Here is a 12,074-nt window from a genome sequence, read left to right on the forward strand (position 1 = left end):
GGTGACTGGACTGATTTGGTGATCCGCTTGCGGCAGGCAGCGGTTGGGTCTCTGGCCCGCGCAGACGTTCTTTCCCCGTACGTGACTTCTCGACTGGCTTTCGCATGTCGCGGGAGCAAAGCCGTCCGGGTTACCGGATAAACTAAGACTGATGGGTAAAGGACTATCCCCCATGGCCACCAAGGGCACCGTAAAATTCTTCAACCAGGACAAGGGTTTTGGTTTCATCACTCCTGACGGCGGCGCGAAGGACGTTTTCGTCCACATCTCCGCTCTTCAGGCTTCTGGCATCCAGTCGCTGCGCGAAGGCCAGCAGGTCACCTTCGACACCGAGCCGGATCGTATGGGCAAGGGCCCGAAGGCTGTCAACATCCAGGCTAACTAAGCCTCTGGTGATTGCCTGATCAAGGTTTTCGACGGCGCGGTGCAAACCGCGCCGTTTTTCGTTTACCGAAACCAGGCCTGCAGCAGCTTCGGGGCCACCCTCGCCCTTCGAGGCTCCGGCTTCCAGCCTCCGCACCTCAGGGTGAGGTTGGAGTCAACCTTGCCCCGCTGTTAAAGGTCACTTTCTGGTCAAACCCGGTCGAGATCGATCAGTCCTCATGGTGAGGAGGCCTAAAAGGCCGTCTCGAACCACGAGGGCGGCTTGGGATCACTCCCCTCACGCACTTACGCGTTCGCCCTCGCCGGCAAAATCCACCGCAGCAAATGCAGCCGCGATCACCTCCGGACCTGCCCCCGGCTTGTTGGCGTCGGTGGACAGGATCTGCCGGTAGCGGCGCGCGCCGGCCAGGCCGGTGAACAGGCCGACCATATGGCGAGCGACATGGTGCAGGCGGCCGCCATTGGCGATGTGACGCTCGGCATAAGCCATCATCCGGTCGCGCAAATCGTTCCAGTCGGCCACAATGGCGGGATCGCCGTAGAAGCGGTGGTCGACGTCGGCGAGAACCGCAGCATTCTGATAGGCAGCGCGGCCGAGCATGACACCGTCGACATGGGCAAGATGGGCTTCGGCCTGGTCCAGCGTCTGAATGCCGCCATTGATGCCGATAAACACATCAGGCCAACGCTGCTTCATGCGGTAGACGATCTCATAATCCAGCGGCGGGATCTCGCGGTTTTCCTTCGGCGACAGGCCCTTCAGCCAGGCCTTGCGCGCATGAACCCAGATCGCATCGGCGCCGGCATCGAGCACGCGTGTGATCAATTGCGGCAATACCTCTTCCGGCTCCTGCTCGTCGACGCCGATACGGCATTTCACCGTGACCGGTGCCTTCGATATCGCCTTCATGGCCGCAATGCAGGATGCCACCGTCTCCGGCGTCAGCATCAGGCAAGCGCCAAACGTGCCCGACTGTACGCGGTCCGACGGGCAGCCGACATTGAGGTTGATTTCATCATAATGATAGGCGTCGGCGATCCGCAGCGCCTCGGAAAGCTTCGCCGGATCGGAACCGCCGAGCTGCAGCGCGACGGGATGCTCGCTCACATCATGCCCCAGCAGCCTGTCGCGCGGACCATGGATGATCGCATCGGCCACCACCATTTCCGTATAGAGCAGCGCATGCCGGCTGATCTGCCGATGCAGATATCTGCAATGGCGATCAGTCCAATCGATCATCGGGGCTACCGCAAAGATCTTGCGGCCGTTTTTCTGCGCGTCACTATACATGGGATACCTTTCTGCCCCGCGCTCTACACCAAAACCTTTCGAAAGGCCAGTTTTCCCGGCAGCGACAATGATGCTAGGTTCGCTAACGGAGTCGGGAGGCAGTACGCCTTTCCGAGATAGATTGAGAGTTTCGAAAAGCCGCCATGAACGCCCCGCTCACCACAGTCATTCCAGTACCTGCCCCTGTCCTGCTGCCGATCGAGGGTGAAACTAGCCTCTTTCCGGTCCGCCGTGTCTATTGCGTCGGCCGCAACTATGCCGACCACGCCATCGAAATGGGGCATGACCCCAGCCGCGAACCGCCCTTCTTCTTCCAGAAGAACCCGGACAATCTCGATACATCGGGCGACTTCCCCTACCCCTCGCTGTCGTCGGACGTGCATCACGAGGTGGAGCTTGTGGTCGCGCTGCGCAACGGCGGCTCCGATATCCCGGTCGAGCAGGCGCTCGACTGCGTCTATGGCTACGGCGTCGGCATCGATTTCACTCGCCGCGACCTGCAGGGCGAAGCCAAGAAGCTCGGCCGCCCCTGGGAGATCGGCAAGGCTTTCGAACATTCCGCACCCGTTTCTGCACTGGTACCGGCCACCCGCGTCGGCCATCCCGACAAGGGCGGCATCTGGCTGATGCGCAATGGCGAAACGGCCCAGAGAGGCGATCTCTCGCAGATGATCTGGAAGGTGCCGGAAATCATCGCCGAACTGTCCAAGCTGTTCACGCTGGCGCCGGGCGATGTCATCATGACCGGAACGCCCGCCGGCGTCGGTCCCGTTGCGCGCGGCGACAAGATCAGCTGCGCCGTCGATGGCGTCGCGACGCTGGTACTGAACGTCGTCTGATCGAGGAGGATCGACCATGCCACTCTACGCTCTTGCAGGCCATGCGCCGATAACACCCGGTCCGGGCCTATACTGGATCGCGCCGGATGCAAGCGTGATCGGCAAGGTCGAGATCGGCGAAGATGTCGGCATCTGGTTCGGCGCAGTGCTGCGCGGCGACAACGAGCCGATCGTCGTCGGCAGGGAGACGAATATCCAGGAAGGCACGATGGTGCACACCGACCCTGCCTTCCCGACGATCATCGGCGAAGGCTGCACCATCGGCCACCACGCCATCATCCATGGCTGCACCATCGGCAACAATTCGCTTGTTGGTATGGGTGCGACGATCCTGAACGGCGCGAAGATCGGCAATAATTGCCTCGTCGGCGCCAATGCGCTTGTCACCGAAGGCAAGGAATTTCCAGACGGATCATTGATCGTCGGCGCGCCGGCGAGAGCGATCCGCACGCTGGACGAGGCGGCGATCGAGGGCCTGCGCCGTTCCGCCCGCAACTACGTCGCCAACTGGCAGCGCTTTGCTCGCGACCTTAAGAGATTGGATTAGGAAAATCTTATAAAGAGCTGACGAACCGGCCGCCGCCACAAGTTCAGGCCGCGCACTTCGCGCAATGACCGCGAATTTCGATGGTTGACTTCTCCGCTTTAAATTTCTGCGACTTCAGCCAGTCCATCAGGCGATGATCCACCTCATGGTCGTGGAATTCCATTACCTGGCCGCAGCTCTCGCAGATGGCGAAGGCGACGAGGCCGTGGCTATGGCAATCCTCATGCGGATGGGCGCAGGCGACGAAGGAGTTGATGCTCTCAAGACGGTGCACAACGCCGTATTCCAGCAGCTTGTCCAGCGCGCGATAGACCTGCAGCGGCGCGCGAAACCCCTGATCGCGCAGCTTGTCAAGAATGGTATAGGCGCTGAGCGGCGCTTCCGCCTTGGTCAGAACATCGAAGACGAGCGACTGGTTCTTGGTAAGCATCGGAGTGGTCATGATGACTGTCCTCTCTGTTGTGCCGCCGGCGCAACGCCCCTGCGAACCAGGGGCAGTAAACTGAAGATAAACAGAATGAGCGCCGCAACCACGATCGACGGACCGGACGGCGTGTCGTAGCGCAGCGAGCCGAAGAGGCCGCCGACAACGGCGATGGCGCCAAGCAACGAAGCGAAAATCGCCATCATTTCCGGCGTCGAAGCGAAGCGGCGCGCGGTGGCCGCCGGGATGATGAGCAGCGCCGTGATGAGCAGGATGCCAACAATCTTCATGGCGATGGCGATGACGACGGCCATCAGCAGCATGAAGATCAGCTTTGCGCGCTCCGGCCGCAATCCCTCGGCCTCGGCCAGCTCCGGATTGACGGTCGAAGCCAGCAGCGGCCGCCACAGCCAGGCGATTGCCGCAAGCACGAAGATGCCGCCGCCCCAGATCACCAGAATATCGGACTGGCTGACAGCGAGAATATCGCCGAACAGGAAAGCGATAAGATCGATCCTAACCCAGCTCATGAAGGCAACGATAACGAGGCCGATCGCCAGGGTCGCATGCGAGAGGATGCCGAGCAGCGCATCCGCCGACAATGCCTGCCGCCGCTGCAGGAACAGCAGCAGGATCGAAACGAGCGCTGCGACTGCAAAGACGGACAGCGTGAGATTGAGCTGTAAAAGCAGCGACAGCGCCACGCCGAGCAGCGCCGAATGCGAGATCGTATCGCCGAAATAGGCCATGCGCCGCCAGATGATGAAGCAGCCGAGTGGCCCGGTGGTCAAAGCCAGCCCGACGCCGGCGAGAATGGCACGCAGGAAGAAATCGTCAAACATGGCGTTCTCCCCCGGTATGATCATGATGATGATCACCGTGGTCATGGTGATGGTCGCCGTGATCATCGTGATGATGGCCGTCGCCGGCATGGCAATGATCGGTGATCGAGCCATCGGCGTGCTGCACGCGACCGTCGGGCAAATGCGTATGGTCGTGATGGTGGCTGTAGATCGCCAGCGATTGAGCTGCCCTTGTGCCGAACAGCTTGACATATTCCGGGCTCTGGCTGACCGCCTGCGGCGTGCCGCGGCAGCAAACATGGCCATTGAGGCAGACGACGGTGTCTGTCTCGGCCATGACGACATGCAGGTCATGCGAAATCAGCAGGATGCCGCACCCCTCGGAATTGCGGATTGACTTGATAAGGTCGTACAGCGCGATCTCGCCATTGAAATCGACCCCCTGCACCGGTTCATCGAGGACGAGAAGATCGGGCTTGCGGGCGATGGCGCGTGCCAGGAGAGCCCGCTGGAATTCACCGCCGGACAGATGCTGCACCTCGGCCTTGGCCAGATGCGCAATGCCCACTGCCTCCAGTGCCGCGCGCAACTCGCTGTCGGGCAATGGTCCCGTCAACGTCATCAGGCGCTGCACGCTGAGCGGCAAGGTCCAATCGATGGCAAGCTTCTGCGGGACATAACCGACCTTCAAGCCGGCGATCCGATCAACCCGGCCTTCGTCCGGCTTCAGCACGCCGATCGCCGCCTTGGCACTCGTGGATTTGCCGGAACCGTTCGGCCCGATGAGCGTGACGATTTCGCCGCGACTGACGGAAAAATCGACGCCGCGCACCAGCCAGCGACCAGCGCGGCGGACGCCGACATCGTGGAGCGACACCAACGGCCGGCTCTTGCTATCGATGGAAGAGAGCATGAAATTTCCAACTGCGCTATTGCGCCCTGCTATCGCACACGTTATAGCATAACGCAATTGATGTAATAACATAACAGACCCATTCAAGGGCATTTCTCGCATGAACGCAGCAAAAGCTTTCCTCCCTCTGGCTGTCTCCGCACTGTTTTCCGGCCTGCTTGCCTGCACCGCCGCGACCGCAGCGGATGCACCAAGGGTTGTCGTTTCCATCAAGCCGATCCACTCGCTTGTCGCCGCCATCATGCAAGGCGTTGGCACACCGGATCTGATTGTCGACGGTGCTGCCTCGCCGCATACCTATGCGCTAAAGCCTTCCAATGCCCGCAGCCTCCAGCAGGCGCAGGTGATCTTTTGGGTCGGTCCGGGCATGGAAGCCTTTCTGCAGAAGCCACTCGCCTCTCTTAGCTCCAATGCCGACGTCGTTGAACTCGATCAGGCGCCCGGCATCACCAAGCTCAAGTTCCGCGAAGGCGGCGCCTTCGAGCCGCATGACGACGGCGACGAGCCGGCCGGCGGTGAAAATCACGCGCACGCCCATGGTGATCACGACCACGATCATGGTGAATTCGACACCCATCTCTGGCTCGATCCGCGCAATGCCAAAGCGATGGTGGCCGAGATTACTACGTCGCTGGTCGCCGCCGATCCCGCCAATGCGTTGACCTATGAATCAAACCAGAAGTCGCTGAACGACAGGCTGGATGCGCTGGACGCGGAAATCGCCTCGACGGTCGCGCCGGTGAAGGACAAGCCCTTTATCGTCTTCCACGATGCCTATCAGTATTTCGAGCATCGCTATGGCGTGCGTGTTTCAGGCTCCATCACGGTAAGCCCGGAAAGCATTCCCGGCGCGCAGCGCGTATCGGAAATTCACAACAAGGTTGCCGATCTCGGCGCCACCTGCGTTTTCGCCGAGCCGCAATTCGAGCCGAAGCTCGTCAATGTGGTGCTGGAAGGTACATCCGCGAAATCGGGCGTTCTCGATCCCGAGGCCGCGACACTGCCGCAAGGGCCGGATCTCTATTTCGATCTGATGCGCGGCATCGCAAGCTCCTTGAAGTCCTGCCTCTCTGCGCAGGGCTGATTATCGCCGGAAGAAGCGAGCCAGATGCTCGCTTTTTTCAAAACACTAGATGTAATGATATTACATTACAATGAGGTTGCCATGAACAAGAAGCTCCCGGTCACCGTCCTCTCCGGTTTCCTCGGCGCCGGCAAGACGACGCTGCTCAATCACATCCTCAACAATCGCCAGGGCCTGCGCGTTGCCGTCATTGTCAACGACATGAGCGAGGTGAATATTGACGCCGCCCTGGTGCGCGATGGCGGCGCCAATCTCTCGCGCACCGAAGAACAGCTCGTCGAGATGACCAATGGCTGCATCTGTTGCACGCTGCGTGACGACCTGTTGAAAGAGGTGCGCCAACTCGCCGAGCAGGATCGCTTCGATTATCTGCTGATCGAATCGACTGGGATCGCCGAGCCCCTGCCCGTCGCCACAACCTTCGAGTTCCGCGACGAGGATGGAAGCAGTCTCTCCGATATTGCCCGGCTCGACACCATGGTCACCGTGGTCGACGCCGCCAACCTTCTGGCGGACTATGGCTCGACCGATTTCCTCGCCGACCGTGGCGAAACCGCCGGCGATGGAGACAACAGGACCATCGTCGACCTTCTGGTCGAGCAGATCGAATTCGCCGATGTCGTCATCCTCAACAAGATCGGCTCCGCCACCGCCGAACAGCGAGATGCCGCTCGCAAGATCATTGTCGGCCTCAATCCAGATGCACGTCTGCTCGAAGCCGATTTCGGTGCGGTGGAGCCGGTCGAGCTTCTCGGCACGGGCCGTTTCGATATCGATCGCGCCGAAACGCATCCGCTCTGGTACAAGGAATTGCACGGCTTCAAGGATCACGTTCCCGAAACCGAAGAATATGGCATACGCTCCTTCGTCTATCGCGCGAAGAAACCGTTCGATCCTACGAAATTTCAAGCCTTTCTCAATCGCCCCTGGCCGGGTGTCGTTCGCGCCAAGGGTTTCTTCTGGCTCGCCACGCGTCCTTATCATGTCGGCGAAATGAGCCAGGCGGGCGCGCTTGTTCGCACGGGCAAGATGGGCCTGTGGTGGGCTGCCGTGCCGCAGGACCAATGGCCGCGTGATCCCTCATTCAAGCGCGCGCTCGCGCCGTATCTCGATTCGATCTGGGGTGATCGACGTCAGGAATTGGTATTTATCGGTGCCGATCCAATGAACGAGCAGCAGATCGTCGCGGAACTAGACGCCTGCCTCGTCAAGGCGGATCGTTTTACACCCGAACGTTGGCGCAATCTGCCGGATCCCTTCGTGAGCTGGAACGGGCCAACGGCATGAAAACGCCGAAAGTGATCAGATTTCGCTGCTATTGCATCGAATGCAGCGACGACGGCTCGGCAATGGAGCGTGCTCCGCAAGCTAACGTTGTGGAGCCTGATCGAGACCAAATCGACAAAGAGCAAACGAATCCGCACTTAACGGCGGATTCGATCGAAAAAGTGCTGTTTGGGGCCTGAACGCGAGTTCAGGCCACCAGCATATTGGCTGGAACGACGCTAACCTCATGCACGACTAGCAATGCGCCGATGATTTCTGCCTTGGCGCGTAGCGGCGTCATGCTGCAATGGAAGACCTTGCCGGGCTCGACCTGACGATAGGACGGATAGAGGCATTCGACCTTTTCGCCGGCAAAGCAGGCATCAAGCTTCTTCTTCACACTGTCTTCGAATTGTTCGGAACCCACAAATTCCGATATATGTCGTCCAACCAGCTCTATCGGCTTCGATTTCAGAAACTCCGAATTCGCCGCATTGCTGTAGAGATAACGATAATCGCGCGTAACAACGGCGACCCGATCCGGCAGACTGTTGAGGATGACGTCGTTCAAGACGCTGCCCTCGTCGAAGCCGAAAAGATCGTCACGGTCTTCTCTATTGGCCGAAAATGCCACCAGAACATCGGTCGCCGACTCGCTCGCGCCGCCGAAATAGCGATCGATCAGCACCGACAGCGATGCCGAATTGCGCATGACGCGCGAACGGTCATCCGATTCTTCCCGGATGAGATTGTTCAGGAATTGTAGCTGCATGTAAATTTCAAGCAGACTCATGGCCTTATAAGCCAAAATAGCCGCGATAAGTGGCTCTAATTCGCTGTCGAGTGAAGCTACAAGCTCGTCGTCACCAAGTTTTATCGCACGCTGAATCTGATTACATTTCATGGAGAAGGCATGAAAGAGTGCCAGCAAATTGCCCTCCTGTCCCTGACCATAGTCAAACACCGAGGCCTCGATTCCCGGCGTTACCATGCCCAAGGATAATCAGTCTGGTGTCCGCATTCTCACCAGACTTTCTATCATGTGAATTAACATGACTTATAACCTGTTTCAATCCGGTTGAGTGGAAGTTCCCTGGAAAGGAGAACTTTCTGAAATGAAAGGCTTACCGGCAACAATGACTGCATGGAGACCGGATCGAAGGAGGTTTTCCTACCCTCAAATCGCCGATTGGTAGCAAGACCTAGAAAACGGTCTTCTTGATATTCCAGCGATCATGATACCAGAGCCACTGCTCGGGATGCTCTCTGACCCAGCTTTCGACCTTGTCGTTCAACATTTGGGCGGTCGCGGTCAAATCCAGACCGCCCAGCTCGTTGCGGGGCATTTCCAGCTTCGGTTCGATCTCGAGCCTGTAGCGATTGCCGGGCAAGCGAATGCAACGAGCCGGATAGACCTCGCAGTTAAACTGGCGCACGAGCTTCGGCAGGAGCGGATTGGTCTTGACCTCCCGACCGAAGAACAGGGTTTTCAATCCCTTGCGGAACTTCTGGTCGACCAGTACGCCGACGCCACGACCTGCCTCGAGCTCTCTGGCCAGCGCGAAAGACGACCCCGCATGCGACGGCACGAGATTGCCCATGCGCTTTGCGCGGAAATCGAAAACCTTCTTGGCAACATAGGGATTGTTCGGCGGGCGAAAGAGCACCGTCACCGTCAGACCGAAGGCCGCGCCCGCCACAGGCAGCAGCTCGAAATTGCCGGTATGGCCGGTAAAGACGATGAACGGCCGCGGGTTGTCTCTCAGATCGAGAAAGATCGGAATGCCCGAAACCTCGACGCGACCGGGCTTGTCGCTATGGGGATCGAAATCGAAGAGCCGGTCGAGAAAGACGTACTCCGCCGCCAGCCGCCCCATATTTCCCCAGCTTGCAAGCGCGATCTCCTCGATCTCGTCCTCGCTCTTCTCGGGAAAGGCGTTGCGCAGATTGGTCAGCATCAGCTGGTGCCGCCGCATGCGCGGACCGATCCTGCGGGTCAGCCAGTCGGCAAAATTGATGCCGCCATCAGCGGGAAACAATTTCAGAAAGTTGAGAAAGCCGAAGATGACCTGCGCCACCAGCCACTGCCGGAAATTCCTAAGCCCAAGAACGATCCGGGTGATGAAGAGCTTCACGCGGCTCAATCCATCTTCAGGATGATCTTGCCGAAGATCTGGCGCGATTCCATGCGCTCCAGTGCCCGGTCGATATCGCCGAAGCTCACTTCCGTGTCGATCACAGGATGAACGAGGCCACGTGCCATCTTCTGCATGGCATTCGCCATGTTCTCCATGCGGCAGCCGAAGGAACCGAACAGCTTCAGCTGCTGCTGGAACAGCATCATCAGGTTCATTTCGGTCGAGACGCCCGATGTCGAACCGCAGGTGACCAGACGGCCGCCGCGCTTCATGCAGAGCATCGAACCGGCCCAGGTATCCTTGCCGACATGTTCGAAGACGACATCGACGCCCTTTTTCTTCGTCAGCTTACGCACAACGCCTTCAAAGCGGTCGGTGCGATAATTGATGACATGATCGGCGCCGAGAGCCTTGGCCTTCTCGATCTTGTCGTCCGAGCCGACCGTGGTGATGACCGTACAGCCGATTTTCTTGGCGAGCTGGATGGCCGCCGTGCCGATGCCCGAGCCGCCGGCATGAACGAGGATCGTTTCGCCGGGCTCAAGCTTGGCGTTGTCGAACAACATGTGCTCGACGGTACCGAAGGTGACAGGCGCAAGCGCTGCACCGATCGCATCGACGCCGGGAGGCGCCGGAACGAGCAAGCGAGCCGGCAGATTGACCTTCTCCTGCGCAAAGCCATCGAGATGGAAGCCATGCACACCGCTGACATGTTCACAGAGATTGTCGCGACCCTCGCGGCAATGGCGGCAAAGGCCGCAGGTCTGCGCGCCATAGATCGACACCAGCTGCCCCGGCAGGACGTTGGCAACACCCGGTCCGATCGCTTCGACTACGCCAGAGGCCTCCGCGCCGATAACCAGCGGCATCTTGCGCTTGGCAAAGGCCATGCCGCGCCAGCCCCAGACATCGATATGGTTGAGCGCGACGGCCTTGACGCGCAGCGTCACCTCACCCGCGCCAGGCGCTTCAGGCTCCGGCAGATCGGTGATCTCAAGTTTGCGGTCGTCGATCAGTTGCAAAGCACGCATGGCAAAGTCCTTCGCCTCTCGGGCGCATTATTATTTATTCTTCGAACGTCCGATTAAGCCGGTTCAAGCGCCATGACAAGGCTGGCGTTCTGACCGCCGAACCCGAAGGAGTTCGAAAGAACGGCATTCACCTGCTTTTCACGCTTCTTGTTCGGCACCACGTCAAGAACGATCGACGGATCGGGGTTGTTGTAGTTGATCGTCGGCGGCAACGTACCGGTCAGCATCGTCTGCAGCGAGAACACAGCCTCGACCGCGCCTGCCGCCGTCAGCGTATGGCCGATCATCGACTTGTTCGACGAGACCGGGATGGTCGGAAGCCGCTCGCCGAAGACGGCGGACATGGCGCCATATTCCATCTTGTCATTCTCAGGCGTCGACGTGCCGTGAGCGTTGATGTAGCCGATATCACTTTCATCCATACCGGCATCCGCCAGCGCTGCACGAATGGTGGCGATCGCCGGGCCACCATCGGGCGAAGAACGGGTGCGATGGAAGGAATCGGCCTTGTCGCCGGCGCCCTTCATGATGCCGAGGATCTTGGCGCCGCGTGCGATCGCCGCCTCCAGCGATTCCAGCACCAGCGTAGCCGCCCCTTCGGCGATGACGAAGCCGTCGCGGTCCTTGCTGAACGGCTTGGAGGCCTTGGTCGGCGGGTCATTCTGGGTCGAGAGCGCCGACAGCAGCGAGAAGCGGATCAGCGCCTCGGCGCTGAGCGAACCATCGGTCGCCACCACCAGCGCCCGCGCCGTACGGCCCTGGCGGATGGCTTCGATGCCGAGCTGGATGGCTGTCACGCCCGATGCACAGGCGGTCGACAAAGTCACAGGCAGGCCGCGCGTGCCGAAACGATCGGCAAGCCGCTCCGAAATAGCCCCGAACAGCGCCGCCTCATGGAAAACGGGGTCCGGACGCTGGCGCATGGCGGCCAGGAAACGCTCATAGGCATCGCCCTCATGATCCGCCGGCGGCGAACGATCGGCAAGCTCGAAGCGGGCATTCCACTCCGGCTCGATCGGCGGCGCGGCAAGAAACAGCGGCGCATCGAAATCACCCGAGATGCCAGCCTGAGCCAAGGCCTCTATGGTTGTCTCGCGTGCGAAAGCAAAAGAGCGTTCGACGGCATTCGGTGAGGGAATATCGATGAAATCCACTGTGCCGGCGATGCGTGTGGAAAGCCCATCAGTCGGAAAGCGCGTGATATTGTGGATGCCGGACGTGCCGGATGAAAGCGCGTTCCAATTGTCCTGCAAGCCCTGGCCGAGCGAGGTGATTATACCCATGCCGGTGACGGCAACGATCGGGCGTCCAAGGTGATCCTTATAGGCGGATGCGGTCATGATCCTAATCCCTA

General features: G+C 59.7%; 14 protein-coding genes. 6 read left to right on the top strand and 8 right to left on the bottom strand.

The annotated features are described in order from the left end of the window. The first annotated feature begins 172 nt into the window (after nt 1-172). Nucleotides 173-385 (top strand): cold-shock protein, encoded by a 213-nt coding sequence (locus tag ACQZ6F_RS07355; protein ID WP_004109325.1) that lies wholly within the window; start codon nt 173-175, stop codon nt 383-385. Nucleotides 386-661: 276 nt separating this feature from the next. On the opposite strand, the gene dusA is transcribed toward ACQZ6F_RS07355, so the two are convergent. Then, nucleotides 662-1,675: a tRNA dihydrouridine(20/20a) synthase DusA gene (dusA, locus tag ACQZ6F_RS07360; protein WP_449092264.1), complete on the bottom strand. Its 1,014-nt coding sequence runs from the start codon at nt 1,673-1,675 to the stop codon at nt 662-664. Nucleotides 1,676-1,818: 143 nt separating this feature from the next. Between dusA and ACQZ6F_RS07365 the strand changes: the two genes are divergently transcribed. Together ACQZ6F_RS07365 and ACQZ6F_RS07370 are read left to right on the top strand one after the other, a co-directional pair. Further along, entirely contained in the window at nt 1,819-2,514 is a 696-nt protein-coding gene (locus tag ACQZ6F_RS07365; protein ID WP_449092263.1) for a fumarylacetoacetate hydrolase family protein, read from the top strand. 16 nt (nt 2,515-2,530) lie between these two features. After that, nucleotides 2,531-3,061 carry a gamma carbonic anhydrase family protein gene (locus ACQZ6F_RS07370; protein WP_449092262.1) on the top strand — a complete coding sequence of 177 codons (531 nt, stop codon included), beginning with the start codon at nt 2,531-2,533 and terminating at the stop codon, nt 3,059-3,061. 43 nt (nt 3,062-3,104) lie between these two features. Here the strand turns inward: ACQZ6F_RS07370 and ACQZ6F_RS07375 are convergent, their stop codons facing one another. Genes ACQZ6F_RS07375 through ACQZ6F_RS07385 form a run of 3 tightly spaced genes read right to left on the bottom strand, consistent with a single transcriptional unit; the run spans nt 3,105 to nt 5,201 of the window. Next, a complete protein-coding gene (locus tag ACQZ6F_RS07375; RefSeq protein WP_077468825.1) occupies nt 3,105-3,503 on the bottom strand; it encodes a Fur family transcriptional regulator in 399 nt (132 codons plus the stop codon). After that, entirely contained in the window at nt 3,500-4,327 is an 828-nt protein-coding gene (gene znuB, locus ACQZ6F_RS07380) for a zinc ABC transporter permease subunit ZnuB (RefSeq protein ID WP_449092408.1), read from the bottom strand. The genes ACQZ6F_RS07375 and znuB overlap by 4 nt, the downstream gene beginning before the upstream one ends. Next, entirely contained in the window at nt 4,320-5,201 is an 882-nt protein-coding gene (locus tag ACQZ6F_RS07385) for an ATP-binding cassette domain-containing protein (RefSeq protein WP_449092261.1), read from the bottom strand. Before ACQZ6F_RS07385 ends, znuB begins: the two co-directional genes overlap by 8 nt. A 100-nt stretch (nt 5,202-5,301) precedes the next feature. On the opposite strand from ACQZ6F_RS07385, the gene znuA reads away from it, so the two are divergent. The 3 genes from znuA (at nt 5,302) to ACQZ6F_RS07400 (ending at nt 7,751) form a co-directional block, all read left to right on the top strand. Beyond that, nucleotides 5,302-6,285: a zinc ABC transporter substrate-binding protein ZnuA gene (znuA, locus tag ACQZ6F_RS07390; RefSeq protein ID WP_449092260.1), complete on the top strand. Its 984-nt coding sequence runs from the start codon at nt 5,302-5,304 to the stop codon at nt 6,283-6,285. Nucleotides 6,286-6,366: 81 nt separating this feature from the next. Beyond that, nucleotides 6,367-7,572, top strand: a complete 1,206-nt coding sequence (locus ACQZ6F_RS07395) for a GTP-binding protein (RefSeq protein ID WP_449092259.1) — start codon at nt 6,367-6,369, stop codon at nt 7,570-7,572. Then, complete coding sequence (locus ACQZ6F_RS07400; protein ID WP_449092258.1) at nt 7,569-7,751, top strand: hypothetical protein; 183 nt, start codon at nt 7,569-7,571, stop codon at nt 7,749-7,751. The genes ACQZ6F_RS07395 and ACQZ6F_RS07400 overlap by 4 nt, the downstream gene beginning before the upstream one ends. Nucleotides 7,752-7,759: 8 nt before the next feature. On the opposite strand, the gene ACQZ6F_RS07405 is transcribed toward ACQZ6F_RS07400, so the two are convergent. From ACQZ6F_RS07405 to ACQZ6F_RS07420, 4 genes are all read right to left on the bottom strand, one after another. After that, entirely contained in the window at nt 7,760-8,482 is a 723-nt protein-coding gene (locus tag ACQZ6F_RS07405; RefSeq protein ID WP_077469365.1) for a PAS domain-containing protein, read from the bottom strand. Between the two features lie 271 nt (nt 8,483-8,753). Next, nucleotides 8,754-9,686 (bottom strand): lipid A biosynthesis lauroyl acyltransferase, encoded by a 933-nt coding sequence (locus ACQZ6F_RS07410; RefSeq protein WP_077469366.1) that lies wholly within the window; start codon nt 9,684-9,686, stop codon nt 8,754-8,756. Between the two features lie 5 nt (nt 9,687-9,691). After that, nucleotides 9,692-10,720 (bottom strand): zinc-binding dehydrogenase, encoded by a 1,029-nt coding sequence (locus ACQZ6F_RS07415; RefSeq protein ID WP_077468835.1) that lies wholly within the window; start codon nt 10,718-10,720, stop codon nt 9,692-9,694. A 53-nt stretch (nt 10,721-10,773) separates the two neighbouring features. Then, nucleotides 10,774-12,060 carry a beta-ketoacyl-ACP synthase gene (locus ACQZ6F_RS07420; protein WP_077468837.1) on the bottom strand — a complete coding sequence of 429 codons (1,287 nt, stop codon included), beginning with the start codon at nt 12,058-12,060 and terminating at the stop codon, nt 10,774-10,776. Nucleotides 12,061-12,074 lie beyond the last annotated feature (14 nt).

The sequence above is a fragment of the Rhizobium sp. A22-96 genome (assembly GCF_053521805.1).

What these genes read in the sequence shown, in the direction of transcription:
- ACQZ6F_RS07355 (WP_004109325.1), top strand. Translation starts at nt 173, where the DNA reads ATGGCCACCAAGGGCACCGTAAAATTCTTCAACCAGGACAAGGGTTTT.
- dusA (WP_449092264.1), bottom strand. Translation starts at nt 1,675, where the DNA reads ATGTATAGTGACGCGCAGAAAAACGGCCGCAAGATCTTTGCGGTAGCC.
- ACQZ6F_RS07365 (WP_449092263.1), top strand. Translation starts at nt 1,819, where the DNA reads ATGAACGCCCCGCTCACCACAGTCATTCCAGTACCTGCCCCTGTCCTG.
- ACQZ6F_RS07370 (WP_449092262.1), top strand. Translation starts at nt 2,531, where the DNA reads ATGCCACTCTACGCTCTTGCAGGCCATGCGCCGATAACACCCGGTCCG.
- ACQZ6F_RS07375 (WP_077468825.1), bottom strand. Translation starts at nt 3,503, where the DNA reads ATGACCACTCCGATGCTTACCAAGAACCAGTCGCTCGTCTTCGATGTT.
- znuB (WP_449092408.1), bottom strand. Translation starts at nt 4,327, where the DNA reads ATGTTTGACGATTTCTTCCTGCGTGCCATTCTCGCCGGCGTCGGGCTG.
- ACQZ6F_RS07385 (WP_449092261.1), bottom strand. Translation starts at nt 5,201, where the DNA reads ATGCTCTCTTCCATCGATAGCAAGAGCCGGCCGTTGGTGTCGCTCCAC.
- znuA (WP_449092260.1), top strand. Translation starts at nt 5,302, where the DNA reads ATGAACGCAGCAAAAGCTTTCCTCCCTCTGGCTGTCTCCGCACTGTTT.
- ACQZ6F_RS07395 (WP_449092259.1), top strand. Translation starts at nt 6,367, where the DNA reads ATGAACAAGAAGCTCCCGGTCACCGTCCTCTCCGGTTTCCTCGGCGCC.
- ACQZ6F_RS07400 (WP_449092258.1), top strand. Translation starts at nt 7,569, where the DNA reads ATGAAAACGCCGAAAGTGATCAGATTTCGCTGCTATTGCATCGAATGC.
- ACQZ6F_RS07415 (WP_077468835.1), bottom strand. Translation starts at nt 10,720, where the DNA reads ATGCGTGCTTTGCAACTGATCGACGACCGCAAACTTGAGATCACCGAT.
- ACQZ6F_RS07420 (WP_077468837.1), bottom strand. Translation starts at nt 12,060, where the DNA reads ATGACCGCATCCGCCTATAAGGATCACCTTGGACGCCCGATCGTTGCC.